Annotated in this window: 21 protein-coding genes, 1 tRNA gene and 2 pseudogenes; 11 read left to right on the forward strand and 13 right to left on the reverse strand. The window is 62.0% G+C overall.

Annotation, left to right across the window (positions count from 1 at the left end; genetic code table 11):
- Positions 1 to 124 precede the first annotated feature (124 nt).
- From KVQ74_RS23695 to KVQ74_RS23705, 3 genes are read left to right on the forward strand one after another with little or no spacing between them, the layout of a single operon-like run.
- On the forward strand, positions 125 to 784 hold the full coding sequence (locus KVQ74_RS23695) for a paraquat-inducible protein A (protein ID WP_217833905.1): 660 nt from the start codon (positions 125 to 127) through the stop codon (positions 782 to 784).
- Positions 771 to 1,394: a paraquat-inducible protein A gene (locus KVQ74_RS23700; protein ID WP_217833804.1), complete on the forward strand. Its 624-nt coding sequence runs from the start codon at positions 771 to 773 to the stop codon at positions 1,392 to 1,394. The genes KVQ74_RS23695 and KVQ74_RS23700 overlap by 14 nt, the downstream gene beginning before the upstream one ends.
- Positions 1,387 to 3,690, forward strand: coding sequence for a PqiB family protein (locus KVQ74_RS23705; RefSeq protein ID WP_217833805.1), 2,304 nt, complete (start codon positions 1,387 to 1,389; stop codon positions 3,688 to 3,690). Before KVQ74_RS23700 ends, KVQ74_RS23705 begins: the two co-directional genes overlap by 8 nt.
- A 186-nt stretch (positions 3,691 to 3,876) precedes the next feature.
- Here the strand turns inward: KVQ74_RS23705 and mksF are convergent, their stop codons facing one another.
- Genes mksF through mksB form a run of 3 tightly spaced genes read right to left on the reverse strand, consistent with a single transcriptional unit; the run spans position 3,877 to position 8,697 of the window.
- On the reverse strand, positions 3,877 to 6,717 hold the full coding sequence (mksF, locus tag KVQ74_RS23710; RefSeq protein ID WP_217833806.1) for an Mks condensin complex protein MksF: 2,841 nt from the start codon (positions 6,715 to 6,717) through the stop codon (positions 3,877 to 3,879).
- Positions 6,714 to 7,427: an Mks condensin complex protein MksE gene (gene mksE / locus KVQ74_RS23715; protein WP_217833807.1), complete on the reverse strand. Its 714-nt coding sequence runs from the start codon at positions 7,425 to 7,427 to the stop codon at positions 6,714 to 6,716. The genes mksF and mksE overlap by 4 nt, the downstream gene beginning before the upstream one ends.
- Positions 7,417 to 8,697 carry an Mks condensin complex protein MksB gene (gene mksB / locus KVQ74_RS23720; RefSeq protein WP_217833808.1) on the reverse strand — a complete coding sequence of 427 codons (1,281 nt, stop codon included), beginning with the start codon at positions 8,695 to 8,697 and terminating at the stop codon, positions 7,417 to 7,419. The genes mksE and mksB overlap by 11 nt, the downstream gene beginning before the upstream one ends.
- 219 nt (positions 8,698 to 8,916) lie before the next feature.
- Here mksB and KVQ74_RS23725 point away from each other — a divergent pair, with 219 nt between their 5' ends.
- On the forward strand, positions 8,917 to 9,663 hold the full coding sequence (locus tag KVQ74_RS23725; RefSeq protein WP_217833906.1) for an energy transducer TonB: 747 nt from the start codon (positions 8,917 to 8,919) through the stop codon (positions 9,661 to 9,663).
- The gene (rimI, locus tag KVQ74_RS23730; protein WP_217833809.1) at positions 9,656 to 10,108 is read left to right on the forward strand and encodes a ribosomal protein S18-alanine N-acetyltransferase; all 453 of its coding nucleotides are present in this window, start codon (positions 9,656 to 9,658) and stop codon (positions 10,106 to 10,108) included. Before KVQ74_RS23725 ends, rimI begins: the two co-directional genes overlap by 8 nt.
- A gap of 103 nt (positions 10,109 to 10,211) precedes the next feature.
- Here rimI and KVQ74_RS23735 read toward each other — a convergent pair whose 3' ends face one another.
- Positions 10,212 to 10,616 (reverse strand): serine kinase/phosphatase, encoded by a 405-nt coding sequence (locus KVQ74_RS23735; protein WP_217833810.1) that lies wholly within the window; start codon positions 10,614 to 10,616, stop codon positions 10,212 to 10,214.
- 141 nt (positions 10,617 to 10,757) lie between these two features.
- On the opposite strand from KVQ74_RS23735, the gene can reads away from it, so the two are divergent.
- Positions 10,758 to 11,402: a carbonate dehydratase gene (can, locus tag KVQ74_RS23740; protein ID WP_217833811.1), complete on the forward strand. Its 645-nt coding sequence runs from the start codon at positions 10,758 to 10,760 to the stop codon at positions 11,400 to 11,402.
- Positions 11,403 to 11,410: 8 nt separating this feature from the next.
- Here can and KVQ74_RS23745 read toward each other — a convergent pair whose 3' ends face one another.
- The 4 genes from KVQ74_RS23745 to KVQ74_RS23760 form a co-directional block, all read right to left on the reverse strand.
- On the reverse strand, positions 11,411 to 11,935 hold the full coding sequence (locus KVQ74_RS23745) for an SET domain-containing protein (RefSeq protein WP_217833812.1): 525 nt from the start codon (positions 11,933 to 11,935) through the stop codon (positions 11,411 to 11,413).
- Positions 11,936 to 12,114: 179 nt separating this feature from the next.
- On the reverse strand, positions 12,115 to 13,287 hold the full coding sequence (locus KVQ74_RS23750; protein WP_217833813.1) for a hypothetical protein: 1,173 nt from the start codon (positions 13,285 to 13,287) through the stop codon (positions 12,115 to 12,117).
- 117 nt (positions 13,288 to 13,404) lie between these two features.
- Complete coding sequence (gene acpA / locus KVQ74_RS23755) at positions 13,405 to 15,105, reverse strand: acid phosphatase (protein WP_217833814.1); 1,701 nt, start codon at positions 15,103 to 15,105, stop codon at positions 13,405 to 13,407.
- Positions 15,106 to 15,321: 216 nt separating this feature from the next.
- Positions 15,322 to 16,740: a short-chain fatty acid transporter gene (locus KVQ74_RS23760; RefSeq protein ID WP_217833815.1), complete on the reverse strand. Its 1,419-nt coding sequence runs from the start codon at positions 16,738 to 16,740 to the stop codon at positions 15,322 to 15,324.
- A gap of 229 nt (positions 16,741 to 16,969) precedes the next feature.
- On the opposite strand from KVQ74_RS23760, the gene KVQ74_RS23765 reads away from it, so the two are divergent.
- The 4 genes and pseudogenes from KVQ74_RS23765 to KVQ74_RS23775 all read left to right on the forward strand — a co-directional run bounded on the left by KVQ74_RS23765 (position 16,970) and on the right by KVQ74_RS23775 (position 20,420).
- Positions 16,970 to 18,283, forward strand: a complete 1,314-nt coding sequence (locus KVQ74_RS23765; RefSeq protein ID WP_217833816.1) for an MFS transporter — start codon at positions 16,970 to 16,972, stop codon at positions 18,281 to 18,283.
- A gap of 206 nt (positions 18,284 to 18,489) precedes the next feature.
- A pseudogene (locus tag KVQ74_RS29670) lies at positions 18,490 to 19,176 on the forward strand (PAS domain-containing protein); the annotation flags it as partial.
- Positions 19,177 to 19,278: 102 nt separating this feature from the next.
- Positions 19,279 to 19,716: pseudogene (locus KVQ74_RS29675) on the forward strand (methyl-accepting chemotaxis protein); the annotation flags it as partial.
- A gap of 110 nt (positions 19,717 to 19,826) precedes the next feature.
- Entirely contained in the window at positions 19,827 to 20,420 is a 594-nt protein-coding gene (locus tag KVQ74_RS23775; protein WP_217833818.1) for a flavin reductase family protein, read from the forward strand.
- Between the two features lie 196 nt (positions 20,421 to 20,616).
- On the opposite strand, the gene KVQ74_RS23780 is transcribed toward KVQ74_RS23775, so the two are convergent.
- The 3 genes from KVQ74_RS23780 to ggt form a co-directional block, all read right to left on the reverse strand.
- Positions 20,617 to 20,988 (reverse strand): helix-turn-helix domain-containing protein, encoded by a 372-nt coding sequence (locus tag KVQ74_RS23780; RefSeq protein ID WP_217833819.1) that lies wholly within the window; start codon positions 20,986 to 20,988, stop codon positions 20,617 to 20,619.
- A gap of 3 nt (positions 20,989 to 20,991) precedes the next feature.
- Complete coding sequence (locus KVQ74_RS23785; RefSeq protein WP_217833820.1) at positions 20,992 to 21,294, reverse strand: type II toxin-antitoxin system HigB family toxin; 303 nt, start codon at positions 21,292 to 21,294, stop codon at positions 20,992 to 20,994.
- A 265-nt stretch (positions 21,295 to 21,559) separates the two neighbouring features.
- Positions 21,560 to 23,392 carry a gamma-glutamyltransferase gene (ggt, locus tag KVQ74_RS23790; protein ID WP_217833821.1) on the reverse strand — a complete coding sequence of 611 codons (1,833 nt, stop codon included), beginning with the start codon at positions 23,390 to 23,392 and terminating at the stop codon, positions 21,560 to 21,562.
- 155 nt (positions 23,393 to 23,547) lie between these two features.
- On the opposite strand from ggt, the gene KVQ74_RS23795 reads away from it, so the two are divergent.
- On the forward strand, positions 23,548 to 24,648 hold the full coding sequence (locus tag KVQ74_RS23795) for a DUF2817 domain-containing protein (RefSeq protein ID WP_217833822.1): 1,101 nt from the start codon (positions 23,548 to 23,550) through the stop codon (positions 24,646 to 24,648).
- Between the two features lie 86 nt (positions 24,649 to 24,734).
- Here KVQ74_RS23795 and KVQ74_RS23800 read toward each other — a convergent pair.
- Together KVQ74_RS23800 and KVQ74_RS23805 are read right to left on the reverse strand one after the other, a co-directional pair.
- Positions 24,735 to 24,811, reverse strand: a tRNA-Met gene (locus KVQ74_RS23800).
- A gap of 115 nt (positions 24,812 to 24,926) precedes the next feature.
- The gene (locus KVQ74_RS23805; protein ID WP_217833823.1) at positions 24,927 to 26,984 is read right to left on the reverse strand and encodes a methyl-accepting chemotaxis protein; all 2,058 of its coding nucleotides are present in this window, start codon (positions 26,982 to 26,984) and stop codon (positions 24,927 to 24,929) included.
- Positions 26,985 to 26,999: the final 15 nt, after the last annotated feature.

A 26,999-nucleotide genomic window follows, 5' to 3' on the forward strand; every position in this document is an offset into this window, starting at 1 on the left:
AAGCAGTTGGGGTTTTGTTTTGCCCGCAGGAAAGTTTTTACTCGCGCGAGCGAACAAATTTGCACAGTTATTTTCGAATCAGAACACTAGAATAGATCCCTTCTTTTTCGGAGCCAGAGCCCTTATGTCCGATTCGGTTGACGCCCCCGGGCTGTCAGATTTACCGCTGGATGACTTGGTGGCCTGCCATGAGTGCGACTTGTTGATGCGCAAGCCGCAACTTGCCCATGGCGAGAAAGCCCTCTGCCCACGCTGCGGTTACGAGCTTTATGCTCATCGCCATAATGTGGTGCAGCGCAGTCTCGCGCTGGTGATTGCAGCGCTGCTGCTCTACGTGCCGGCGAACTTTTTACCCATCATGCAGCTCAATCTACTCGGGCAGTCGTCGCAGGACACGGTCTGGAGCGGCGTCGTGGGGCTATTCAATACTGACATGCGTGGCGTTTCCGTCATCGTGTTCCTGTGCAGCATGGCTATTCCGCTGCTCAAATTGCTGTGCCAGTTGATGGTTCTGCTGACGATCCGTTTTGATGTCGGCCGCAGTTATGGCCTGCTGCTCTACCGCATTTATCACCACCTGCGGGATTGGGGAATGCTTGAGGTCTACCTCATGGGCGTGCTGGTAGCGATCGTCAAACTCGCGGACATGGCAGCCCTCAATGTCGGCCTCGGGCTGGTGTGTTTTATCGGTCTGCTGTTGGTCCAGGTCTGGCTTGAGGTGGTGATGTCGCCCCATCAGATCTGGCAGGCGTTGTCAGGAGAGGACGCTCATGCGGGCGATTGATGCAGGCATTCTGATTTGCGCCGAATGCCATGAGTTGAACCGGCAGCAAGCCGACACCGACGAGCAAACCTGCACCCGCTGCGGTGCGCTGGTTCACGCTCGCCGTCCCAACAGCCTTGCACGAACCTGGGCGTTGTTGATTACGGCGGCCATTCTCTACATTCCGGCCAACGTGCTGCCGATCATGACTGTCAGTTCTTTGGGGCAGGGTGATCCGAGCACGATCATGTCTGGTGTGGTTCAGTTGGTGCAACACGGGATGATCCCGATCGCGGCGGTGGTGTTCATCGCCAGCATTCTGGTGCCGACGTTCAAGCTGGTGGGGATTGCCCTGCTGCTGTTTTCGGTCCAGCGGCGCCAGCCATTGTCCGCGCGCCAACGGATCTGGATGTATCGCTTCATCGAGTTCATCGGCCGCTGGTCGATGCTGGATATTTTCGTGATCGCCATTCTGGTGGCGGTCGTCAACTTCGGCCGGCTTGCCAGTGTCGAAGCCAATCTTGGCGCCATCGCTTTCGCCAGTGTGGTGATTCTGACGATGCTTGCCGCAGTAACTTTCGATCCCCGACTGATTTGGGATAACACGGAGTCGGACGCCGACCATGACTGATTTGCCTGTAGCGAAAACCCGACCAGCCTCGAACTGGTCTGCCATTTGGGTGCTGCCACTGATCGCCCTGATTATTGGCGGCTGGCTCGGCTGGCGTGCCTATTCCGAAACCGGGATCGAAATCCAGGTGCGCTTCGAAAGTGGCGAAGGCATTCAGGCCAACAAGACTGAAGTGGTCTACAAAGGCATGCCGGTCGGCAAGGTGAAAGGCCTCAAGCTCGATGACGAAGGCAACTCCAAAGGCGTGATCGCCACGGTCGAGATGAACAAGGACGTCGAGCAATACCTCAAGACCAGCACGCGCTTCTGGCTGGTCAAGCCGAGTGTGTCCCTGGCCGGCATCACCGGTCTGGAAACCCTGGTATCGGGTAACTACGTAGCCATCAGCCCCGGCGAGGGCGAGCCGACCCGCAAGTTCAAGGCTTTGGCCGAAGAGCCGCCGCTGTCGGATTCGACCCCCGGACTGCACCTGACCATCAAGGCTGACCGCCTCGGCTCTCTGAACCGTGGCAGCCCGGTGTTCTACAAGCAGATTCAGGTCGGTCAGATAAAAAACTACGTGCTGTCGGAAGACCAGAGCACCGTCGAGCTCAAGGTTTTCATCGAGCCGGCGTACGCCAAACTGGTGCGCAAGCACACGCGATTCTGGAATGCCAGCGGCATCAGCATCGACGCCAACCTGTCCGGGGTGAAAGTGCGTAGCGAGTCCCTGGCGAGCATTGTCGCCGGCGGCATCGCTTTCGCCACGCCGGAGAACCGCAAGGACAGTCCGCCCACCGATCCAAGCCTGCCGTTCCGTCTGTATGAAGACTTCGATGCCGCTGCGGCCGGTATCCGGGTGAAAGTTAAACTAAGCGACTTCGAGGGCTTACAGGCCGGTCGCACGCCGGTGATGTACAAGGGCATTCAGGTCGGTAACCTGAAAGCGCTGAAGATCGATCCGGATCTGTCGAGCGCCACTGCCGAGCTGACCCTGGACCCACTCGCTGAAGAGTATCTGGTGTCGGGTACGCAATTCTGGGTGGTCAAACCGTCGATTTCCCTGGCCGGTATCACCGGTCTGGAAGCGCTGGTGAAGGGTAACTACATTGCCGTGCGCCCCGGAGAGAAGGGCGGTGCGCCACAGCGTGAGTTCGAAGCCCGGCCGAAAGCCCCACCGCTGGATCTGCGCTCGCCGGGTCTGCATCTGGTGCTGTTCACCGATACCCTCGGCTCACTGGATGTCGGCAGTCCGATTCTCTACAAGCAGGTCAAGGTCGGCTCGGTGCAGAGCTACCAGTTCTCCAAGACCAAAAAGCAGCTGATCATCGGCGTACACATCGAGAAGGAATACGAAAACCTGGTCAATGCCTCGACGCGCTTCTGGAACGCCAGCGGTGTCACCCTGACCGGTGGACTGACCGGTGGCATCCAGGTCAAAAGCGAATCCCTGCAAAGCCTGATGGCCGGCGGCATCGCCTTCGAAACCCCGGAAGCCAAGGCGCCGTTGCAGAAACGCATTCCGCGCTTCCGCCTGTTCGCCAATCATGACGAGGCGAACCAGAAGGGTGCGGTGGTGACGATCAAGGTTGATCGCGCCGATGGCCTGCGCAGCGGCACGCCGATCCGCTTCAAGGGGCTGGATGTCGGCAAGATCGAAAGCGTCGATCTGACCGATGACCTGCAATCGGTGATCCTGACCGCACGCATCACCGAAGTGCCGGAGCGCATCGCCCGGGTCGGCAGTCAGTTCTGGGTGGTCAAACCGGAATTGGGTCTGATCAAGACGTCGAACCTGGAAACCCTGGTGACGGGGCAATACATCGAAGTGCAGCCGGCCGCCAAGAGCCTTGGCCCGCAGAAAAACTTCGTGGCCCTGGCCAATCCGCCGGAAATCAGCAAACAAGAGGCCGGCCTGAGTCTGGTGTTGAGTGCTGCCCGTCGCGGTTCGCTGAAACCGGGTGTGCCGGTGACCTACCGCGAGATCACCGTCGGCAAGGTCACCGGTTATGAACTGGGGCAGACGGCAGACCGCGTATTGGTACACATTCTGATCGAGCCGAAGTACGCGCCACTGGTGCGCAGTGGCAGCCGCTTCTGGAACACCAGCGGCGTGGGCTTCGATTACGGTTTGTTCAAGGGCGTGACGGTGCGTACCGAGTCGCTGGAAACCCTGATTCAGGGCGGCATTGCCTTCGCCACGCCGGACGGCGAGCGCATGGGTAATCCGGCGCGCGCGGAGCAGACGTTCCCGCTGTTCGACAAGTTCGAGGATGAATGGCTGACCTGGGCACCGAAGATTCCGCTCGGCAAGTAACCCAAGTAATCGGGCGTCTGTCAGGCCGCCTTCGCGGGCAAGCCGTTCCCACATGAGTCATGTAGAACCCTGTGGGAGCGGGCTTGCCCGCGAAGAGGCCTTGGAATTCACAACAAATTCCAAACCATGAAAAAGGGCCGCGATCCATTGGATCGCGGCCCTTTTTTTGTCCTCAGCTAAAGCCGATCAAACCGCATCCAGCTCCGGCTCATCGGCTTCGACGTTCAGGGTGGCCTTCACCACATCGTGGCGACGGATGAACTTCCAGTCCGCCTCGTCGATGTAGATGCCCGCCGGGCCGCTGCCGCCTTCCAGGTCGATGGCGACACTGGCGCAGACCTGCGGCTTCACGCTCGCCAGAATCGGTACGAAGCCCAGTTGCAGGCTGGTTTCCAGCAGGGCGGCCTGGTTCTTCTCGTCGATGTCCGCCGCCTCGTCGAGGTAGTACGGCAGGCGGACGCGTCCGGCGAGGTCGCGATCCATCAAGTGCAGCAACAGGTACATGTTGGTCAGCGCCTTGATGGTCATGGTGGTGCCGTTGGACGCCGCGCCGTCGATGTCGGTGTGAATCACCGGCTGACCGTTGACCTTGGTGATCTCGAACGCCAGTTCGAACAGGTCCTTGAGACCGAGCTGGTTGTGGTTCGCCGCCACCAGCCGTGCCAGGTATTCCTTGGCCTCTTCGTTCTTGTTGTCCTGCTCGGCGCTCTGGCTCAGGTCGAACACCGACAGGGTTTCGCCTTCTTCGTACTGACCGGCGCTGTGGATGATCTGATCGATGTGCTTGAGCGCTTCCTTGTTCGGTGCGAGGACGATACGGAAGCTCTGCAGGTTGGACACCTGACGCTTGTTGATCTCGCGGTTGAACAGCGCCAACTGGTGCTCGAGGCTGTCGTAGTCGCTGCGGATGTTGCGCAGGGTCCGGGCGATGTCGGTGACCGCCGCGCGGCGCGCCTTGCCCAGCGTCAGGGCTTCGTCGGTGCGGTGCGCATAGGCGTTGATCAACAGCTGCAGACGGCGCTCCATGTCGTCTTCGCTGTCGAACTTGGCCACGCCCTTGAGGCGCACTTGCGCGTACAGCGCTTCGATCTGGCCGTCGGCGCGCAGCAGGCCTTGCCAGCTGTCCTGATAGTCGTTGAGCAACGGCAGCAGGTTGTCCATCGAGTCGTCGACCGGGTCCATGAACGGCGTACCGAACGGCAGATCCGCCGGCAGCAACTGACGGCGACGCAGGGCGTCGTCGAGGGTGCGCTGCTTGGCTTCCATGTCGGCGATCTGCCGGCCGACCAGTTGCAGCTTGGCCGACAACTGCTGGACGCGCTCGGTGAACGCGTCGCTAGAGCGCTTGAGTTCGTCCTGCGCGGCTTCCATCTGCGCCAGTTGCTCGAGCTTGTCGCCTTCTTCGGCGCTCAGGGTCTGGGTGCGGCGGAAATCTTCCAGCGCCTTCTGCGCATCCAGCACCTGTTGGTACAGCGCTTCGGTCTGGGTCTTGCTCGCGGCGCGGTCGGCGGCCACGGCCTGCTGGGTTTTCAGTTGCTTGAGTTCTTTTTCCAGACGCTCTTTCTGATCCCGCAGCGCGGCACGGTCGGCCAGGGCTTGCAGGGCCGGCGGCTCGATGTGCGAGATGTCGATCGACAGGCCCGGCACTTCAAAGCGCTCACCCTTGAAGCCGTCGAGGATGAGTTCCACAGACTTCACCCAATCGCCGTTCTCGTCGAGGGTGATGCCGTGCTCGCCCAGCGGCAGGCTGAACAGCGCGCTGTTGAACAGGCGCATCAGGCGCTCGACGTCCTGTTGCGAGAACTCTTCGCGCAGGCGGGCGTAGCTGTTGTTGTCGGCGTGATCGAGCTGCTGCTTCACCGACTTCAGGCGTTTTTCCAGATCGCGCAGACGCTCTTCGAGATCCTCGGCGCTGAACTGCCGGGACTGCGCCAATGCACCGGCCAGTTCGTCGTGGGCGTCCTTGGCGGCCAGCAGTTGCTGCTCCAGCACTTTGACGTCATCGACCAAGGCAAAGCGATTCTTCAGTACCGAGAGTTCGCCGAGCCAGCGCTGGATGCCGGATATTTCCCGTTCCAGACGCATCAGCTCCTGGGTGCCGCCGCGTTGATCGTTTTGCAGATCGTCCTGCTCGCGACGGTAGTGCTCGGCCTGGATGGTCAGCTCTTCCTTGCGCGCCGTGGCGTAGTCCGACCAGGTGCCGAGCAACGAGTCGAGCAGCGGCGACAGGCGATGCAGTTTGCCGCGCAGCACATCACGCTGTTTGACGCCGTTGGACAGCGCCTCGACCAGCGGACCGGCGGCGACCAGCGAGTTGTAGTCCTGTTCCATGCGTCGTACATCGCGGAACGCTTCTTCGCACGCCGCAATGTAATCGACGCTGCCGGAACGCAGGCTGTGCTCGAAGGCATCGAGGAACAGTTGCTTGAGCTTGGCGGCGGTGATTTCGCGCATGTGCAGCAGGTTGATGAACAGCGCGCGGAAGGTCTTCAGGCTCTGCTCGCTGGTGGAGCGCAGCGGGATCAGGGTCAGGTCCAGTGGGATCGACGTGTGTCCGCCGACCAGCAGACGGCGCAGTTCATCGGGCTTGAGTTCGTAGGCTTTCAGGCCTTCTTTCTCAAGGTTGCTGAACAGCTCTTTCTGGCGCAGGCAGGTGTCGTTCTTCTGATAGTGCGCCAGATCGAGTTTGCCGGCGTAGGCGAAGAACTGGTGGCCGAAACCGCCCCCCGGGCCGCGACCGACCACGCCGATCACGTGCGGGCCGTGGGGCAGGTTGACTTCGACGAGGATGTAACTGGTGTCGGACGCGAAGTAGAAGCGCCGCGATTGTTCCAGGCTGTACTTGCCGAAACTCATGTCCGACATGCGCGCCAGAATCGGGAACTGCAAGGCGTTGATCGACGCGGATTTACCGAGGTTGTTCGCGCCGTAGACCGACAGCGGCTCTTCCAGCGGGAACAGACCGAGGCTGTAACCGGCGGTGTTCAAAAGGGCAAAGCGGCGGATGCCGTAGCGTTCCTGGCTCATGCGTCGGACTCCTGTTCTTCGGCAATGGCGCGTGCCAGTGCGTCTTCTTCGCTTTCTTCGTCGCTCTCTACCTCAAATTCAGACAGATCAAGCGGATCGTCGGTTGCAAGGAAGCGGGCTTCGGCTTCTTCGTCGATCAGCACCGGTGCCGGCAACGGCAGAACGCTGTGGACGCTGGCCGCCAGATCGCGGTCCTGCTGGACCGACAGGCACACGTCGAGGAAACGGTGCATCGGCGGCAGGAAACGGTACACGCCGTTTTCCTCGCTGGCGAAACCGAGCTGGGTCATGCGGCGCATGATCTTTTCTTCCAGCTCTTCCACGGTCTGCACTTCGGCCTGAATGAACAGGTCGCGGTACTTGTCCAGCAGCGATGGCAGCTCTTCACGCCCGAGGCTACCGCCGTCGAGCACGGCGATCGGATCGCGGCCCTGGTCGGCCAGGTGCTCGACGAGGATGAACGTGAACAGCGCCAGACGCTGGGCAGTCTTGTTCACCGCCGCTGCAGCCAGGTCCGGCACGAAGTAATAGAAGCCACGGGTGTCGCAGACCAGTTCGAACCCCAGCGCCTTGAACAGCGTGCGGTACTGGTCCTGAAAGTTCGACAGCTGTGCGTACAGCTCCGGGTCGCGGCGGCTGACGTGGTAGCCCTTGAACAGCTCGCGAAAGATCGGCGCCAGCTGGGACAGTTCGGATAGATCAAGATGCATTGGGGATGCTCGCAGAATTCTCGGCGGCATCAGGGCCGGCCGAGAGCAGGGCGAAGGAGCGCAGGCTGACCTGATGCTCGTGAGTGTGGTATTCGCGGCGTTCCAGACGCTCGCGCTTGAAGCGTTTTTCCCGCGACAGGCGCGAGAACCAGTAGAGCAATTCGTCGGTGGCGCCGTCCGGCTCCTGTTCCAGCAGCCAGGTCATCAGATCCGGCATCGGCAGGGACTCTTCGCAACGGTCGACCATTTCCCGCACGGTACGCGGCGCACGTGGCGCGTCGCCGGATTTCGGCGATTTGTGCGCCTTGGGGAAGCGGGCCGGTTTCGGTTCGAAACGGGCCAGCGCATAGACGTAGGCTTCGACCTGACTGGCGCTGCCGAGGAAGGTGCTTTGCGGCCGGGTGAACAGCGGCAGCGCGGCTTGCGGCACGGCATCGATGCCTTTACGGCGGATGGCGGCCAGTGCGAGCGCGGCGCCACGGGTCACGGCGTTGTGCCGGCGGGCCTCTTCACGCAGCGGCAGCAGCAGCTCGCGGGCATGACGCAGGGTCAATTGGGCGCTGGTCTGCATTTCGAGGATGCGCGCGTGGGTGCGCAACAGCATGTCGTCATCGACCAGGTGGCCGAGGCGCTGCTGCTCCGAGAGCATTTTCAACAGCACCGTCTCGACCTTGCGCACGCCTTGTTCGAAGGCGCCATCGGCGTTCACCAGCTCGATCATCGGCTCGACGTATTCGTCCCAGGTCGCCAGCACTTCGGCGTAGCGCTGACGCAACGGAATCTGCCGGTCGCTGGTCTTGGCCCGTTCGGCCACGGCCACCAGCGCCTGTTCGTCGTTGTCGAGTTTCTTCAGCACGTCACGCACGCGCATGTCGAGCAGACGCAACTGGCGGGCGAGGTCATTGCCGTCGCGGATCTCGAAAGCATCCTGGATGTACCCGGCCAGACGCTCGAGGTGACGCAGGTAGGCTTCGATCTCCAGGCACAGGCCCAGACGGTGTTCGCGGCGCAGGTAGGCGAGGAAGTCGTGAATCTGCGCGTTGAGCTCGAAACGGTTCGGGCTTTTCGCCACGGGCACCAGAATGTCGAGGCGAATCCACACGTCGAGCAGGCTGGTGATGTCCTGCGGCGTGCTGTCCAGTTGTTGGGCGGCCAGTTGCGTGCGCAGTTCGTTGAGGCTCAGGGTGCCCTGGTCGAAGTGCTCGCACAGTGGCTCCAGAAGTGCCCAGTGTTCAGCGAGGGCGCGCAAGACGCGCTTGGGTTCGATCATCGGAATGGCCGGCTGGTTGGCGATTAAAAGCCGCGATTGTACTGCATCGCGAAGGATGCGATTCACTCTCGGGACGGGCTGTCGTCTTTATTGAGACTAAAACTATCGATCAACTGCGGGCGATCTTGAGGGAACGGCGGTAGAATCAGCGCACTTCAGTTATCCACAAGTGGCCGCCCCTTGCTAATCGAGTCCCGCCGCCGCGCCTATTTGAACGCCATGCAGGTGGTCAACTGGCTGCCGCGTACCGAATTGCCCTTTGCCGCGCCGTCGCGGCCCGAGCTGCTGGATATGCCCGAGCCCGAGGTCGAGCTGGCAATCGCCCCTGCACCACAGGCCGAGGCCCCGGTGCAGCCTGCCGCTCGTCCGGTCGAGCGACCGAAAGTCGAAGTGCCGCGCCCGACGGCGGTAGTTGCCCGTGCGGCGGTCAAACCGGTCGAGGACGCCGAGGAAGCACCGGTGGCCGCCAAACCGGCACCGGTGCCACCGCCGCGTTTCGCCCTGCAATTGCTGCGCGCCGGCCGGTGCCTGTTGCTGGTGGAGTTACCCACAGGCGAATCCTTCCAGAGCCGCGATCCGGCATATCTGCTGCTCAAGGACATGCTGCGCGCCGCCGGTCTGCCGGATGCACCGCAAATCATCGGTGAGCCGGTCCGCTGGCCGCTGCTGGTGCGCGGCACCATGGACCAAGGCCCGGAAGCGGCCCGGGACTTCGTTCAGGGTTTCCTTTCTGTGCGTATGGAAGAAGCGCCGTGCGCCTGCTTGTGGCTGATCGGCCTGCCAGCCGTGCGGTTTGCCGGCGAGGCGGATGCCGAAGCGTTCAATAGTGAGTTGCAGATCGAAGGCCTCGGCCTGGCATGGGCCATCCCGGGGCTGGAATTGTTGATGGAAGAGCCCCGGCGCAAGGCCGCCGTGTGGCAAGCCATGCGTCGGCTGATGGCGCGCTGGAAAGAATCGAATGAGTGACGCTGTATCGTTCCGCCCGATGACCGAGGCGGATCTCGACGCTGTACTGAAGATTGAATTCGCCGCGTACAGCCATCCGTGGACGCGCGGGATCTTTCTCGATGGCCTGGGCAAATACCAGATCTGGCTGATGTTCGAAGGCCAGCAACAGGTGGGGCACGGGGTGGTGCAGATCATTCTCGATGAGGCGCATCTGCTGAACATCACGGTCAAGCCGGAAAACCAGGGGCGCGGCCTGGGGCTGGCGCTCCTTGAGTACCTGATGTCCCGCGCTTACGCCGCCGATGCCCGCGAATGCTTCCTGGAAGTGCGCGACAGCAACGCCGCCGCATTCCGTCTGTATGAGCGCTACGGTTTCAATGAAGTCGGCCGGCGACGGGATTACTACCCGGCGGTCGGTGGGCGTGAAGATGCGGTGGTGATGGCCTGCACGCTGGTCGACTGATTGCAATAATCGCTGCGCGGGCAAGCCCGGCACCTACAGGGACAGTGGATAACCTGTGAGAGCCGGGCTTGTCCGCGAAGGCGTCTGGACAGACGCCGCCCCATTACCGCTTGCGGTCCAGCGGATCGCGCCGCGCCAGTTCCGCCTCATCCAGTCCGTCGCCCCCGCCAATGTCGTCTTCATCGACAATGCTCAGATCCCAATCGGCCCGGTCGTCTTGACCGAATTCCTCGGCATCACGGGCGCCGTCCTCGCGGATCAGGGTTTCCGGGCTCAGGTCATCGTCGGTCGGTTCATGGTCGGCCACTGACGCCCCGGTCATGCCCGCTTCACGCACCCGCGCGCGTGGCATCAACTGCTCGCGCTCCCGTTCGGGCAGTTCATCGCCGATCTTCGCGCTGGGCTGTTCGTCGTCGAAATCCAGCTCATGCACCGAACCCATGCGGTCTTCGTTATCATCAATCGATGGCGGCTGCATCGCATCGTAGGGGCGTCGTGAATCAGTCATGGCTAATCCTCATACTGTGGGCCTTACTAGGGTGGACTCACCCGGCTCACGAGAATTCCAACGAAAACACTTGCGGTGCCGGCGTGACCCCGACGGAGGGTTGTCTGTCAAAGCAGCAAATCTTTCTTGAGGCCTTACAGCATGCACGACTTACAAGATCTGATTGATAACAACGAGCGTTGGGCTGACGCGATCACCAAGGAAGACCCGGACTTCTTCGCCAAGCTGGCCCGTCAGCAGACTCCGGAATACCTGTGGATCGGCTGCTCCGACGCGCGCGTGCCGGCCAACGAAATCGTCGGCATGCTGCCCGGCGATCTGTTCGTTCACCGTAACGTTGCCAACGTGGTGCTGCACACCGACCTCAACTGCCTGTCGGTGATCCAGTACGCGGTGGATGTACTCAAGGTGAAGCACATTCTGGTGACCGGCCACTACGGTTGCGGCGGTGTGCGGGCGTCGATGCAGGATCGCCAGTTCGGCCTGATCGACGGCTGGCTGCGTTCGATCCGTGACCTGTACTACGAAAAACGTGAAGAACTCGCCAAATTGCCGACCGAAGAAGAGCAGGTCGACCGTCTGTGCGAGCTTAACGTGATTCAGCAAGTGGCCAACGTCGCCCACACCAGCATCATCCAGAACGCCTGGCACCGTGGGCAGAATCTGTCGATCCACGGCTGCATCTACGGCATCAAGGACGGTCGCTGGAAGAGCCTGAACACCACCATCAGCGGTTTCGAACAACTGCCGCCGCAATATCGCCTGCGTCCGGTCGGCGCGCCGTAACCCGCCGCTCAGCGCCCGATCCGCCGGTGCCAGCCCTGCAAATAGCGCTGGCCTTCGAGATTGGGCGCTTCGTCATGACCGGTGATCCAGCCGCGACACCGTGGCGCACCGCAACCGCAGGCGAACTGGCGCAGCAGTTTGTCTTCGGTGGCGGTGAAATCCATGGTCAGCCGCTGGCCGGCCTGAATGTCCTGCAGCGCCCACAGCCATAACTCGCTCATGTCGAGAAACACGTTCGGTTCGCAAGCGTGCTCGATCAATCCACAGAAGCGTGGATCGTAGAGATGAATCCCGGCCAGCAATTGCCGGGTCTGTCGGCAGCGGTAGGGCAGCAATTGCCCCGAAACCCTGCACATCCGGCTGATACGCAGAAACTCCCGTCGCGCCGCTACCGCTATCGGCATTCCGTGGGCATCGCAGATGATTTCGAAATCATTCCTGGACGGAAATCCAAGGCGTACAGGCAGACCGATAAAAGGGTAGATACCTTCCGTGTCTCGGGAGGAGCGGTTGCGTAGCACATGCATGTTCATAACGTTCCCTGTCGGACAGTGCTGCGACTGCACCAGGCTGAAGTCCTTTCAGCTCTGCAACACGAGATTGGATCCAATGGTCGCGTATATGAAACGCTCGGTCTACTGTCAGATCTGACAGGCGTAAAAGGCGCTTTTCCGTGTCAGCCAGGGCTGACACGGAAAAGCCATGTCCCCGGTCAGATATGGGGAGCGGGAACGTCAGCGGCTGGCAACGGACTCTGCAATTGCTGCAACTGAGTCTTGATCGGCGTGGTGGCGCACTTGGCGGCCGCGTCGGCGGGCGTCAGGTTGCGAATCGAGGTGTAGAACAGCTCGCAGGTTTTGACTTTTTGCGTCACTTGCCAGGTCTGGGTACAGCTGTCCAGCAAGGCTTTGGCGTTGCTGCCCGGTTTACTGCCCATGCCGGCCTGCCAGCAGGCGGCGCTCAAGTCCTGGCCCATCACTTTCAGGCCTGCCGCGTCGGCCTTGGCCTGGGCATCGTCGCCGGTGTAGCTCTCGGGATCGGCGGCATACCAGATGTAGCTTGGGTGGTTGGAGCCCAGCACCGGCACGTTGACCCCCGCGCTCGGGCTGATGGTGGCCAGGCCCAGCACATTTACGGTCGGCCCGTATTGCTGCTTGATCCAGTTACGCACCGGCGCACCGAACGCGACCATCGGCAGTGCCGCGCCGCTGGCGTTCTGGCTGACCTGCTTGACCATCGTGGTCTGGTAATCCTTGAAGTAGCCGTAGACGCCTTCCAGGGTGCTGCCGGCGCTGGCCGGTGCGGCGATCGGCGCGATGTCGACGATGGTCTGATAGGCCGGTGTCTTGTCCGCCGGGATTCCGTTGTCGGTCAGCAGCGCGGCCCAGCGGTCGGTGGTGTTCGAACGCAGATAATCCTGCGCCTGGGTCAGCGAGTAATCCGGCGGGAAGTGCAGCAGCTCGACGCTTTTGCGGTTTTCCAGCGCCATGCCCAGCGGCAGGAACAGATACCAGCTGTAGGCCCACTTGCCATCGGCATTGAGCTTGCTGGCGCCGTTGTAGGCCAGGTCACCGGCATCCAGCAGCGCTTTCAGCGGTTTGTCATAGCCCTTGGGCACGCCGCTGATTTCGGTGTAGAGCTGACCGTTGTCAGTCTTCACCCGAACCTTGGCGCTGGTATAGCCATCGCGTTGTACGCTTTGAGTCAGGTAGTGCTCGACGGTCTGCTCCAGCGTCCAGTTGCGAAAGCAGATCACGTTGCAGTTGTTGGGATAAGCGAAGAGGCGGGTGACGCGTTCGGTGCTGCCCAGTTTCAGATCGACATCGGCGTGGGCCGCTGCGCTCAGGGTGAGCGCAGCAAGGGTGAGTCCTGCGAGTTTGAACATGCTCAGATCCTTTTCAGCGTGGGTTCCCCGTTGTTGGGGCTGCTCATATTGGATCAGCCGTGTGGCGCAGAAAAGCCGTCCATCAGAGTTTTTTCAGCGCCATCGCAGGACTCGCCGTCAGGCCGGAAAATGCAGGGCGTTGGTCAGGTCTCCCATGGGCTTCTGGCCACGCGCGGTCATGGCGTCATCGCGCTGCTTGAGGCCGTCAAGTTTCTCCAGCTGGAACACCCGGGTGATCAGGCGCAGGATCGAGGCGGTGTCGTAGACCGTGTGGTCCACCGTGCCCTTGCGGGCAAATGGCGACACCACCAGCGCCGGCACGCGCGAGCCCGGCCCCCAGCGATCGCCCTTGGGCGGCGCGACGTGATCCCACCAGCCGCCGTTCTCATCGACGGTGACGATGACCACCATGTTTTTCCACTGTGGACTCTCGCGCAGCACCTTCAGCGCACGGACGATATGGCGATCACCGGAGGCCACGTCGGCGTAACCGGCGTGCATGTTCAAGTTGCCCTGAGGCTTGTAGAACGTAACGGCTGGCAGCTTGCCGGCCTCGGCATCGGCGAAGAATCTGTTGCTGCTCGACTCGTCCCCGAGGCCCGCGTCACGCAGACGTTTGTTACGCTCTTCGGGATGCTCCGGCCCTTGTTGCTGGAAGTAGTTGAACGGCTGGTGGTGATACTGGAAGTTGGGGATCTTCGGGATGCCGCCGGAATCCTTGTACTGATCCAGCGTCGCCTGCCAGGCACCGGCGTACCAGGCCCAGTCGATGTTCTTTTTCGACAGCTTGTCGCCGATGTGTTCGTGAGTTTGCGGCACCAGCACATTCGGCAGATCGGCTTTGGAGTACGCCGGGCGCTCGGGATCGCGAATCCAGGTCGGCCAGTAGGGCGGCGCGAGGGTGTTCACGCCGAACCCGTCCGGGGTCAACGCGCTCGGGCCGAACTGCGGCGGGCCGCTCATGGCGCTGGCCGGCGATTGCTCCAGCGGCTTGAGGCGAGGGTCGGCCGGATCGTCGCTTTGCAGGGCGGCAATCTGACTCTTGGCGACCGAGGTGGCCGCGTTCGGGTAGTACGGCGCAGTGGCGCTGATCAGGTATTGATGGTTGAGGAACGAGCCACCGAAGGCACCCTGGAAGAAGTTGTCGCAGAGTACGAATTCCCGGGCCACGTCCCACAAACGCAATGAGTAACGGCTTTGGGCGTAGTGGCCCATGGTCAGGCCGCCGGAGTCGGCCCAGGCGACAAAACCGTCGTTCTTGCCACCATTGATCTGCATCTGGTTCTGATAGAACACATGCCACAAATCGCGGGTCACCAGACCGAACGGCAAATCTTCAGCGTTCGGGCCTTTGAGGGCGAAAGGTGCGTTGGGCAGGTTTTCCTGAAACTGGACACCGCTGGGATAGGTCACGCCATCGAGGGTCTGCGGGCCAACCTGCAACACACCGCCCCAGGCGGGCGGCAGGGTTTGCAGCAGACTGCCGTCGCGGTCGCGCTGCTGATAGTCGCCGGGCTTGAGCGCGGACAACGGTTTCTCGACACCGGGGAAGTCACCGAACAGGTTGTTGAAACTGCGGTTCTCGGCGTAGATCACCACCACGGTCTTCACCTGGTCATGCAGCGCCTTGTCCAGTTCTGCCGGGGTCAGCGGACGCTCGCCCGGTTTGCCCGGCTCATCACCCGACTTGGCGCAGGCCCCCAGCGTCGCGCCGACGCCGAGTACCGCAACACCGCCGAGAAAGCGCCGGCGGCTGGTATCGGTGGGATTGTCGGAGTCAGACGTGGGGAGGTCGGTGCCGTTCGTTTCGTCGCTCATGTCTCAGCCCGCTTTGCTTAATTGTTTCAGTATGTTTCCGGCGGACGCTAGCAAGGGAATGTGACGGTTGGGTGACGATTCGAGGTGCAGGCTGAAACAAATGTGGGAGTGGGCTTGCTCGCGAAGGGAGTGCAGTCAATAGAGCGTCGACTGATCCACCGTCTTCGTGAGCAAGTCCACTCCCACAGACGAACGATGTTGTTCGCAATACCCGGTTTACGGCATCACCGGCGGCACATACGCCAATGTCGTCCCCAGCGCCCACAGCAACAGCAGCACCAGCGGCGTGTGTACCAACAGTTGCACGAACGAGAAGCCGATCAGATCCCGCGCCTTGAGTCCCAGCACGCCCAGCAGCGGCAGCATGTAGAACGGGTTGATCAGGTTCGGCAGGGCTTCGGCGGCGTTGTAGATCTGCACGGCCCAGCCCAGGTGGTACTTGAGATCGTTGGCGACCTGCATCACGTAAGGCGCTTCGATGATCCACTTGCCGCCGCCGGACGGAATGAAGAAGCCGAGGATCGCCGAGTACACGCCCATCAGCAGCGCATAGGTGTCGTGGGAGGCGATGCTGACGAAGAAGGTCGAGATGTGATGGGCGAGGGTCTGGGCGTCGACGCCCTTGACCGTGGTCATCAGGGCGGCGATCGAGCCGTACAGCGGAAACTGGATCAACACCCCGGTGGTGGTCGGCACCGCGCGGGCCACCGCGTCGAGGAAGCTGCGCGGACGCCAGTGCAGCAGCGCGCCGGTCATGATGAACAGGAAGTTGTAGGTGTTGAGCCCGGAAATCGCGGTGATCGCCGGTTTGGTCGAGAACTCGTGGAACAGCCAGCCAGCGGCCAGCAGTACCAGCACGATAATCAGCAGCGGGCTGTGTTCCAGCCACTCGCCGGGGCGGGTGCGCGGTTGCAGCGGCGGCAGGTTGAAGCTTGGGTCGACGCCGCAGGCCCTGGCATCACGCGCCGAATTCGGGCCGGGCGCGGTGGCGTAGGCGATGATCAGCGAGATCACGATCAGCGCCAGCAGCATCACTCCCGATTGCCAGAGGAAGATGGTCTGGGTGAACGGAATCACGCCGGTGATCGACAGGATCGACGGCGGCAGGCTGGCGGGGTTGGCCTGCAATTGCGCGGCCGACGACGATAGGCCCAGCGCCCATACCGCGCCAAGCCCCAGGTAAGCGGCGGCACCGGCGGCGCGGTAGTCCATTTTCAGATCGGTGCGGCGGGCGAGGGCGCGCACCAGCAAACCACCGAACACCAGCGACAGACCCCAGTTCAGCAGTGACGCGACCATCGAAATCAGTGCGACCCAGGCTACGGCGGAACGGCCGTTTTTCGGGATCCGCGCCAGGCGGTCAATGAGCTTCACGGCCGGTGGCGAACTGGCGACCACGTAGCCACCGATCACCACGAAGGCCATCTGCATGGTGAACGGTATCAGGCTCCAGAACCCGTCACCGAAGGCCATGGCGGCATCGGTCGGTTTGGCGCCCATCGCCAGGGTGGCGAGCGCGACGATAATCACCGCCAGTGCGGCGAACACCCAGGAGTCGGGGAACCAGCGTTCGGCAAAATTTGAACAGCGCAAGGCAAAGCGCGCAGAGCGGCTATCTTCGATATCAACGGCCACGGGAGTACCTCGGATTTTATGTTTTATTGTGGTCCGCAAGATTGCCCAGGCCCCTGTGGGAGAGGGCTCTACGGTGGTGTCTGCGGACAGGCGCCCACAGTAAATCAAGCGCCGGTATTTTGTGAGCGGGTTTTGCAAAAACCGGGACCATGGTCTAACGGGTTGTCCCTCGGCGCATTTGCGTAGACCATGGGCGCCTTGGTTTTTGCCTGTGCCAGAGTTCTTTGCCATGACTGCCCACTCCGTTGCTCGACCGGCGCCATTCAGCCGTTCCGACTACAAGACCCTCGGCCTTGCGGCCCTTGGCGGGGCGCTGGAGATTTACGATTTCATCATTTTCGTATTCTTCGCCCTGACCCTCAGCCAATTGTTCTTCCCGCCGGAAATGCCCGAGTGGCTGCGTCTGCTGCAAAGTTTCGGGATTTTCGTCACCGGTTATCTGGCGCGGCCCCTGGGCGGGATTCTGATGGCGCATTTCGCCGATCGCCTGGGCCGTAAAAAGGTATTCAGCCTGAGCATCCTGATGATGGCGCTGCCGTGCCTGCTGATCGGGATCATGCCGACTTATGCGCAGATCGGTTATTTCGCGCCCTTGCTGCTGTTGGCCCTGCGCATCCTGCAAGGCGCAGCGGTAGGCGGCGAAGTGCCGAGCGCCTGGGTGTTCGTCGCCGAGCATGCGCCAGCCGGGCATCGGGGCTACGCCCTGGGCTTTTTGCAGGCCGGGCTGACGTTCGGTTATCTGATCGGCGCCCTGACCGCGACGTTCCTGGCGCAGATGTTCACGCCGGCGGAAATTCTCGATTACGCCTGGCGCTACCCGTTCCTGCTCGGCGGTGTGTTCGGCGTGATCGGCGTCTGGCTGCGCCGCTGGCTGAGTGAAACCCCGGTGTTTCTGGCGATGGAAGCGCAGCGCGAGGCGCGGGTCGAACTGCCACTGCGCACGGTATTGCGCGAGCATCGACTGGCGATGTTGCCGGCCGTGTTGCTGACCTGCGTATTGACCTCGGCCGTGGTGGTGTTCGTGGTCATCACCCCGACCATGATGCAGAAAACCTTCGGCATGACCGCCAGCCATACGTTCGCCCTCAGTGCATTGGGCATCGTGTTTCTGAATATCGGCTGTGTGATTGCCGGTCTGCTGGTCGACCGCATCGGGGCGTGGCGCACAGTCATGCTGTATAGCCTGCTGCTGCCGCTGGGGATCGGCGTGCTTTACGCCTGTCTGATGGCCGGTGCCGGATGGATCGGCCTGGCCTATGCCGTCGCCGGACTTGGCTGCGGTGTGGTCGGTGCGGTGCCCTCGGTGATGGTCGGTCTGTTTCCGGCGCGGATTCGCGTATCGGGCATTTCCTTCACCTACAACATTGCCTACGCCGCGTGGGCGAGTATCACACCGCTGCTGCTGATCGGTCTGATGCCATGGAGTCCATGGATCTGCGTGATCTTCTGTGCCGCGATGGGCGCGGTGGGGATCTTCAGCGCGGCGTATTTCGGCGCGCGGATGCCGCGCCAGGGGCAGTGTCAGGTGGCCGGAACCGCCTGACACTGTGCGGCCTGACTATTTTTGTAGGACAGGCTGCGCGCGCTCTTCAGAAAAGATTTTCAAGGCCGATGGTTAGGAGACATACCGCTCTCTACCTGGTCCATCGGTGCTCTCCCATGTTCAATAAACGCCTGAAGCAAGAGCTGGCGGCTCTTCGTGAAGAACTCTCCAGCCTTCTGCAAGTGAAGGAAAGTCTGGAAAGCGAGATGCTGGTGCTGACGCTGGAGCCGGACGGGCGGATTCAGTCGGTCAATCAGAATTTTCTTACCGAAATGCTCTACAAGAGCCACGACCTGATCGGCCGCGCCATCGAAGACATTGTGCCGGCCCACGTGAAGTCCGACGAGTTTCACCACCGCTTCCGCGCGGCCCTGAGCCGTGGCGAGCATTTTGCCGGCGCCGTGCGCCTTTCCCGTGGCAATGGCGAGGAAGCGTGGCTGCGCTCGATCGTGCAACCCGTGCGCTCCTCGGACGGGCGGATCAGGCATTTCTCGATTTTCTCCAGCGACCTGACGCGGACCATCGAAGCCTCCCGCGAGCACGAAAACCTGATCGGCGCGCTGGTGCGTTCCACCGCCGTGATCGAGTTCGACCTCAACGGCAACGTGCTGAACGCCAACGAGCGCTTTCTCAGCGGCATGGGCTACAGCCTGGCGCAGATCAAGGGCAAGCATCACCGCATGTTCTGCCTGCCGGAAGAGTCGGGCAGCGCCGAATACCAGAACTTCTGGCGTCGTTTGAACAACGGCGAGTTCGTCGCCGATCGTTTCAAGCGGGTCGACAGCCATGGTCGGGTGGTCTGGCTGGAGGCGTCTTACAACCCGGTGCTCGACGCCAACGAAAAACTCTACAAGGTGGTGAAATTCGCCACGGTGATCACCGATCAGGTGAACCGCGAACAAGCGGTTGCCGAGGCGGCCAGCATCGCCTACAGCACCTCGCAGCAGACCGACAGCACCGCTCAGCGCGGTACGACCGTCGTGACCGAAGCGGTCAATGTGATGCGCGACCTGTCGCGTCATATGCAGAGTGCGGGTGAAGGCATCGAGGCGCTGAACGAGCAGTCGCTGGTGATCGGCACCATCGTCAAGACGATCAGCGGCATCGCCGAACAGACCAACCTGCTGGCGCTCAACGCAGCGATCGAGGCGGCCCGTGCCGGCGAGCAGGGTCGGGGCTTTGCGGTGGTGGCCGACGAAGTGCGGCAACTGGCGTCGCGCACCAGCCAGGCCACCGACGAGATTGTCGGCGTGGTGCGGCAGAACCAGGAAATGGCGCGCAACGCCGTGGCCCTGATGACCGACGGCAAGCTCCAGGCCGAGCAGGGGCTGGCGCTGGCGGCGGAGGCGGGCACGGTGATCGTCGAGATCCAGGACGGCGCGCAGAAAGTGGTGAATGCCGTAGGGCAGTTCGCTAATCAACTGACGACCTGATCGGCGGTAAATCCCCTGCTGTGGGAGCAATCGTGCTCCCATGGTTTGTGCAGGCAGTTCTTTCTTCTGCCTGCCGCTACAATCGGCTCTTTTTCCTGGAGCAGATTTTCATGAGCGCTTCTCACCGCCGCCCGGTGCCCTTGAATAAAGCCTACCGGTTGCTCAATCACGGCCCGACCGTGTTGGTCAGCGCCGCCCATGACGGTCAGCGCAACATCATGGCGGCAGCCTGGGCCATGCCGCTGGACTTCGAACCGCCGAAAGTCGCGGTGGTGCTCGACAAGTCGACCTGGACACGGCAATTGCTTGAAGCCTGCGGCACCTTCGTCCTCAACGTGCCTTGCGTGGCCCAGGCCGATATTGCGCAGACCGTCGGCACGACCTCGGGACTTGAGATCAACCGCGATCAGGGCCGCGACAAGTTTCAGGCCTATGGCTTGCAGACCTTTGCCGGCGAACAGGTCGACGCGCCGATGCTCGAAGGCTGCGTGGCGTGGCTCGAATGTCGGCTGCTGCCGGAACCGCACAACCATCAGCAATACGACCTGTTCCTCGCCGAAGTCATCGCGGCGCAGGCTGATGAGCGGGTGTTCAGCGACGGACGCTGGCATTTCGAAGGGCACGATGCGTTGCGCACGCTGCATCACGTCGCGGGCGGGCACTTTCTGACGATTGGTGATCCGGTGGATGGCAAGGCGCTATAAACCGCTCTGGAGGCCGCATTGGGCCAGAAGGTTGCCCGTGGCAACGCTGCATGCAGTCTGCCAACACCTCGATTGTCAGTTGGCCCCGAATGAGACGACCGGGGCCTGAGGGAGCGTGCAGGTGTTTTTTGGGGGGCTGCAGGCCCCCTCCGAACTCTTTCTCAGTCTCGCAGCAAGTAGCGTGGCTGTCTTCGGATCAGATTGGTTTTACCGGTTTGATCAGGCTTTCCGCAGGAATTCCGAACAGGTCATGAAGCTTCCAGATCATGGGGAGCGTCAATGCACGCTTGCCGTTCAGGACTTCATAGACGCGATTCGTGCGGCCGATTGCTGGCACGAGATCGGCTGCCGACAGACCAGACTGCTCCATTCGAAACCTTATGGCATCGATCGGGTTCGGCAAGTCGAGAGGAAACTGCTTGGCTTCGTAGGCCTCGATAAGCGTGATCATGATGTCGAAGTAGTCACCTTCCGGAGTGCCGGGTTCAGGCTCATTTTCAAACAGCGGGGATATGTCCCTGAGTGCGGCGCGGTAGTCTTCTTCGGTATGAATCGGACGTATGTTCATGGGTTACTCCATTTCGACGGTATCAGCGTCGACTGCATCGTACTGCTTGTGAGTACCGATAAATTTTATGTAAACAGCCCCGAAGCGGTAGGCCACTGCGGCGATCAGGCGAAAGTCATTGCCCTTGATGTTGAATACGACCCTGCGGCTCTTCAAGATGCTGGCCGAAGCGAAATGGGCCTTTATGTCAGCAGGTGTTGTCCAGTTCGCTTTTCTGGCCTCGTCTATCCAGGCCAGCAATGGTTGCTCTGTCTCGGGATATCGCTCCCAAAAAACTTTTAGCTGATTGATGGCGATGATTCGCATGGCGTGATCCTAGTCCCGCTATGGGACTGATGCAAGTCTATGGAAGCGCAATGGTTGTACGGTTTGAGCGCTGGTTCGATGTCGGCGCTTTCGCAAATGGCAACAGGTTAAAAGCCGAATCTGATGGCGCTGAGCAGATAGCAAATCTACCTTCTGCGGTTTTTTTCCGGGGTAGGAATAAGCAACGCAGTACGACTGAACTGGATCTGTCGGCATCAAAAAAGGCCTACCTCGCAGTAAGCCTTTTCCGTTTGCCATGTACGCCTCAATCCCCCAACGCTTCCCCCTCACGCCGTGGGTCCGCGCCGCCGGCCAGTGTCGTTTTGCCCTGGGCATCCTTGACCCGCACGATGGCCTGGGTGCCGCTGGTCATGTCGATTTCGTTCACCGTATGGCCTTTGCCCTTCAGGGCCTGGATCAGGGTCGGGGTGAACTGGCCTTGTTCCAGTTCGGTGGGGCCGTTGCGGCTGCCGAAGTTGGGCAGGCTGATGGCGCTTTGCGGGTCGAGGTTCCAGTCGAGCAGGCCGATGGTGGATTTGGCGACGTACTCGATGATCTGTGAACCGCCGGGTGAACCGACGGTGGCGACGAATTCACCGCTGTTGCGATCAAAGATCAGGGTCGGTGCCATCGATGAGCGCGGGCGCTTGCCGGGTTCGACGCGGTTGGCGACTTTCTGTCCGTTTTCTTCGGGGATGAACGAAAAGTCAGTCATCTGGTTGTTCAGCAGGAAGCCCTGAACCATCAGGTGTGAGCCGAACGCTGCCTCGATGGTCGTGGTCATTGACACCGCGCCGCCGAAGTCATCCACCGCCACCACTTGCGAGGTGGAGATGCGCAGCGGCGAGCGATCCGGCGCGTAGGCGACCTGTACGCCCGGTGGCGTGCCGGGTCTGGCGCTGCCCATGCTGCGTTCGCTGATCAGGCTGGCGCGGCTGGCCAGATAACCGGGATCGACCAGACCTTTGACCGGCACGGGTACGAAGTCGGTGTCGGCCACGTATTGCGCGCGGTCGGCGTAGGCCAGGCGCTCGGCCTCGGCGATCAGGTGTACCGCTTCGGGCGCCGGTTCGAGGCCGGCGGGCTTATCGGTTTTCACGGGTTTGAGCGGTGCCAGTGCCAGGCGCGGGTCGCGGGCTTCCAGGGCCTGCAAGATGCCGAGGATCTGCGCTACGGCGATCCCGCCCGAGGACGGCGGCGGCATGCCACACACCTGCCAGCGCTTGTAGTCGGTACACAGCGGCGCGCGCTCCTTGGCCCGATAGTGCTGGAGATCGCTCAGCGACAGGCTGCCAGGATTGGCGTGGCCCTGGACCTTGGCGACGATCTCTTCGGCGATCGGGCCTTTGTACAAGGCGTCGGCGCCTTCGTTGGCAATCCGTTTGAGCACGGCTGCCAAGGCCGGGTTCTGCAAGCGGGCGCCGACGTCTTTGACGCTGCCGTCATTGTTGAGGAAGTACCTGGCCATGTCCGGCGAGCGGCGTATCACCGGGTCGGACGCGAGCAATGAATGCAGGCGAGGGGAAATGGCGAAACCCTGCTCCGCCAGTTTGATCGCCGGTGTGAACAGGCTGGCCCAGGGCAGGCGGCCCTGTTGTTTATGCGCCAGTTCCAATGCCCGCAACACCCCCGGCGTGCCGACCGAACGTCCACCGATCTGCGCCTCAGGGAACGGCATCGGTTTGCCATCAGCTTGCAGGAACAGCTTTTCGGTGGCCCCGGCCGGCGCGGTTTCGCGGCCGTCGTAGGTGCGCACCTGTTTACCGTCCCACAGCACAATCATCGCGCCGCCACCGATCCCGGAGGATTGCGGTTCGACCAGGGTCAGCACCGCCTGCATCGCAATGGCGGCGTCGATGGCCGAGCCACCCTGGCGCAGCATCTCGCGCCCGGCTTCGGCGGCCAGCGGATTCGCGGCGGCGGCCATGTGCTGGCTGGCGTGACGGGTTTGCAGGTCGGTGCGGTAACCGGAGGCGGCTTCCGGTGCCAGTGGCAGCGTGGAGGAGGGCGGAGCGTTGCAGGCGGCGAGGGTCAGGGCGCTGACGATCAGGGTCAGGGCCGGCAGGCGAAAGCGGTTCAAGGCTAGGGCTGGAAACACGCGGGACTCTCCATCCGTGGGATAAAAGTCTGAGGGACTTTATCGGCCGACCGGGCAGGACGCAAACCGACGGGTACTTTCTCCTTCATGCCCTGGCGGATTTTCTGTAGGGTCAGGGGCAAACGTGAAGCCGGAAAAACCAACAAGAGGCCGCCATGGATAACGCGTTTCCGACACAGCCCAGTTACCGTCATCAGCGCGAGCGGTTTCTTGCCACCGCGAGCGTTGCGGGTGCCAGCCTTTCCTCCTACGCGCATCCGCTCAAGGGGCCGTTCGGCGAGCCGTTGAGTACCGACGTCGCAGTGTTAGGCAATCCCCTGGCCAGGCGGCGTCTGGTGGCGCTCAGCGGCACCCATGGCGTGGAGGGGTATTACGGCTCCGAATGCCAGATCGACTGGCTGAAACAGTTCACGCCCGACCTGCTGCCCGAGGATGTCGCGGTGGTGATGATTCACCTGATCAACCCGTGGGGCACCGCGTGGCTGCGGCGGGTCAACGAAGACAACATTGACCTCAACCGCAATCATCTGGATTTCAGCCACACGTTGCCCGACAACCGGGCCTACGCCGCGCTGCATGAGATCTACGCGTGCAGCCAACTGCGCGGGCCGCAGCGACAGCGCGCCGATGCGTTGCTCGATGCGCAGATCGCCGAACATGGCTGGCCGGCGGTGATGTCGATTGTCGAGGGCGGTCAGCACAGTCATCCCGACGGATTGTTTTACGGTGGGCTGGAACCGAGCTGGTCGAACCGCACGTTGCAGCGGATCGTCCAGCAGCACCTGGCCGGCGCTGAAACCGTGATGTGTTTCGATCTGCATACCGGGGCGGGTGAATATGGCCACCCGATGCTGCTGACCATCACCGAGGCACCTTATCCGGCGCTGGCGCAGGCCCAGTCGATTTACGGCCCATGGTTGTACACCTTGCACACGGGTGCCGCGACCGTGAGCGAAACCGGCGTCGCGGCGACGGCCACCGGCTACACCTCCCAGGCTTTGCTCAATGCATTGCCGGGTGTGCGCTTGATGCCGTTCGTGATCGAGTGCGGAACCTATCCCGGTGCCGAGGTGCATCGGCATCTGCGCGATGATCATTGGCTGCACTTGCATGGCGATCCGCTGAGTGCGGCGGGGCATGAGATCAAACTGAATCTGCTGGAGCAGTTCTATCCGGCCGATCCGGACTGGCGCGCGATGGTCGGTCTGCGTACCCGGCAGATCTGGTCCAAAGGACTGGCTGCATTGGCCGGGTGAAACAGCGATGGCCGGCCGGTGACGGTCGGCACTTTTCTCGGGGCATAAAAAAACGGCCTACCTTTCGGTAAGCCGTTTTTAGTACTTGGTGGCTACACAGGGACTTGAACCCCGGACCCCAGCATTATGAATGCTATGCTCTAACCAACTGAGCTATGTAGCCAAGTGGCGCGCATTATTCACCCGTAATGCAGATGCGTCAAGCGCGAATTCAAAATATTTCTTCTTATTTTCAACCGCTTAACCTCCCGCACCGAAAAACGGGGCGGGGAGGGGGCTCAACGCAGCTGAAATCTCCCGGTATTGGCACTCAAGGCATGACTGCCCTGGCTCAGGGTGTCGGCCGCCAGGTTCACCGCACGGGCACCCTCAAGCAAACGCACGGCCGCCTGATCGACCTGCTGGATATTGCCGCTGACCTCATCGGCGGTACTCGCCTGTTCTTCAACAGCGGTGGCGATTTGCGCAAGAGTATCGGTGACGCTCTGCACGGCGCTGGCGATTTCTCCCAGGCGTTCGCCCAAGCCGGTGACGGCCTCGGCGTCCGATTGCGCCTGGCCGCAGGCCGCTTCCATCAGGCTCACGGCCTCGTTGACCGTCGCGCGCAGGCTGTCGACGGTGCCGGCGATCTGCGCGGTGGAGGACTGAGTGCGTTGCGACAGGCTGCGCACCTCGTCGGCCACCACCGCGAAGCCCCGTCCCTGCTCACCGGCGCGGGCGGCCTCGATGGCGGCGTTGAGCGCCAGCAGGTTGGTTTGTTCGGCGACGCCGCGAATGGTGTCGACCACCAGTTGAATCTGCTGCCCTTGCTCGCTGACCCGGCCCAGCGCCGCTGCGGTGTCGTTGAGGCGCTGATTGAGCTGCTGAATGCTCGCGGTAGTGCGCTGGCTGTCGCGGCTGCTGTCGGCAGCGATGCGTCGCGTGTGCTGGGCGCTACCGGAGGCCTGTTCGCAGCTCTGCGCGACGCCCTGGGAAGTCGCCGCCAGTTGCGTGGCCGCTGCCGCGATCTGGCTGATCTGCGATTGCTGCGCCTCGACCTCGCTCAGCGCGCCGCTGGAGTGATCGTTGAGGCTGCGTACCGCGTTGCTCAGTTGCGAGGTTTCATGATCGACCCCCAACAGGCTGGTGCGCAGTTGCACCACGGCGACGTTCAGCGCGGTGCTGATCGACGCCAGTTCATCGCGGCCCACCACCGGCACTTGCAGGCTCAGGTTGCCGTCACGCAGGGCTTCGGCGAGCACCGTGATGCCGCTGGCGCTGCGGCGGATCGAGGCTTGCAGGCAGATGAACAAGTACAGCGCCGCCAGCAGCAGGCAACCGAAGATCACCGCGACGACGATGAACTGACGGATCGCCGAGTTGTGATTGTCATTCAGGCGTTGATCCAGCGACACCAAGGACTGCTGGCGCAGCGTGGCCAGATTGCCCAGCAGGCTGTCGAGGCTGCGTTCGAAGTCTTCCGGCTTGAGATTGATGCTGCCGCCGAACACCCCGTCATCCAGCACTTTCAAGCCGGCATCGAGTTGCTTGAGGCTGTCGTGGTATTGCCCGGCCCAGCCTTGCAGGGCGCTGGGCAGGCGCGCTTCGAGCAGGCCGGCCGTTTTGACAAGCTGCTCGCGGGCATCGCCGATGCGGCTGCGCAGATCACGCAGTTGCAGACGACTTTGCAGGGTGAACTGGCCGGACACCACGGAGGCCTGACCGACCGCTGCCAGACGCCCGACCCGCTCGATCAGGTCCGGCGCGTGCTGGGTGGAAATCTGCGTCAGCAGGTAGGTGTCGAGCCAAGGCGCGAGGATCAGGCGATTGTCCATGGCGATCTGCTCGCGCAACGCTTGCAGCGCGCTGAGGGCGTTGGTGAATCGGTCATAGCCGTCCGGCCACCAGCCCACGCTGCTCAGGCTTTTCGAGTCGAGACCGTTGAGCGCGGTTTGCAGGGCCTGGTAGCGGCTCAGGGTTTCATCTCCCGCGCCTTCGGCTTTCAAAGCCATGCCCAGGTCCACTGTCGCTTGGGTGACGGCCGGTTGTACCGCATCGAATGCGGCCATCGCGGCGAGCGTCGCCGGTGTCGGTTGGCGGTTGGTTTCCGTGGCACGCCAGCGGGCGGCCCGGTCACGTTGGGCGGCAAGCAGGTTGTCCAGCGCATCCAGGGCGAGCAATTGGCGCACGCCCGCGCGTTCTCCGGAAATCAGATTGAGCTTGTCGCGATAATCCTGACCGATCATCAGCAGACTGCCGGCCAAGGGCAGGATGAACAGCAGAAACAACAACTGGAATTTACGCGCGAAGCCAAACCGCCCCAGCAATTTGATCCCCGGTGATAAAAAAGCCTGCATGCCCCATGACTCCTC

Origin of the sequence: Pseudomonas botevensis (assembly GCF_019145475.1) — a bacterium.
GTDB lineage: Bacteria > Pseudomonadota > Gammaproteobacteria > Pseudomonadales > Pseudomonadaceae > Aquipseudomonas > Aquipseudomonas botevensis.

Coding starts and splice junctions, on each gene's coding strand:
- KVQ74_RS23695 (WP_217833905.1), top strand. CDS start 125: ATGTCCGATTCGGTTGACGCCCCCGGGCTGTCAGATTTACCGCTGGAT.
- KVQ74_RS23700 (WP_217833804.1), top strand. CDS start 771: ATGCGGGCGATTGATGCAGGCATTCTGATTTGCGCCGAATGCCATGAG.
- KVQ74_RS23705 (WP_217833805.1), top strand. CDS start 1,387: ATGACTGATTTGCCTGTAGCGAAAACCCGACCAGCCTCGAACTGGTCT.
- mksF (WP_217833806.1), bottom strand. CDS start 6,717: ATGAGCCAGGAACGCTACGGCATCCGCCGCTTTGCCCTTTTGAACACC.
- mksE (WP_217833807.1), bottom strand. CDS start 7,427: ATGCATCTTGATCTATCCGAACTGTCCCAGCTGGCGCCGATCTTTCGC.
- mksB (WP_217833808.1), bottom strand. CDS start 8,697: ATGATCGAACCCAAGCGCGTCTTGCGCGCCCTCGCTGAACACTGGGCA.
- KVQ74_RS23725 (WP_217833906.1), top strand. CDS start 8,917: ATGCAGGTGGTCAACTGGCTGCCGCGTACCGAATTGCCCTTTGCCGCG.
- rimI (WP_217833809.1), top strand. CDS start 9,656: ATGAGTGACGCTGTATCGTTCCGCCCGATGACCGAGGCGGATCTCGAC.
- KVQ74_RS23735 (WP_217833810.1), bottom strand. CDS start 10,616: ATGACTGATTCACGACGCCCCTACGATGCGATGCAGCCGCCATCGATT.
- can (WP_217833811.1), top strand. CDS start 10,758: ATGCACGACTTACAAGATCTGATTGATAACAACGAGCGTTGGGCTGAC.
- KVQ74_RS23745 (WP_217833812.1), bottom strand. CDS start 11,935: ATGAACATGCATGTGCTACGCAACCGCTCCTCCCGAGACACGGAAGGT.
- KVQ74_RS23750 (WP_217833813.1), bottom strand. CDS start 13,287: ATGTTCAAACTCGCAGGACTCACCCTTGCTGCGCTCACCCTGAGCGCA.
- acpA (WP_217833814.1), bottom strand. CDS start 15,105: ATGAGCGACGAAACGAACGGCACCGACCTCCCCACGTCTGACTCCGAC.
- KVQ74_RS23765 (WP_217833816.1), top strand. CDS start 16,970: ATGACTGCCCACTCCGTTGCTCGACCGGCGCCATTCAGCCGTTCCGAC.
- KVQ74_RS23775 (WP_217833818.1), top strand. CDS start 19,827: ATGAGCGCTTCTCACCGCCGCCCGGTGCCCTTGAATAAAGCCTACCGG.
- KVQ74_RS23780 (WP_217833819.1), bottom strand. CDS start 20,988: ATGAACATACGTCCGATTCATACCGAAGAAGACTACCGCGCCGCACTC.
- KVQ74_RS23785 (WP_217833820.1), bottom strand. CDS start 21,294: ATGCGAATCATCGCCATCAATCAGCTAAAAGTTTTTTGGGAGCGATAT.
- KVQ74_RS23795 (WP_217833822.1), top strand. CDS start 23,548: ATGGATAACGCGTTTCCGACACAGCCCAGTTACCGTCATCAGCGCGAG.
- KVQ74_RS23805 (WP_217833823.1), bottom strand. CDS start 26,984: ATGCAGGCTTTTTTATCACCGGGGATCAAATTGCTGGGGCGGTTTGGC.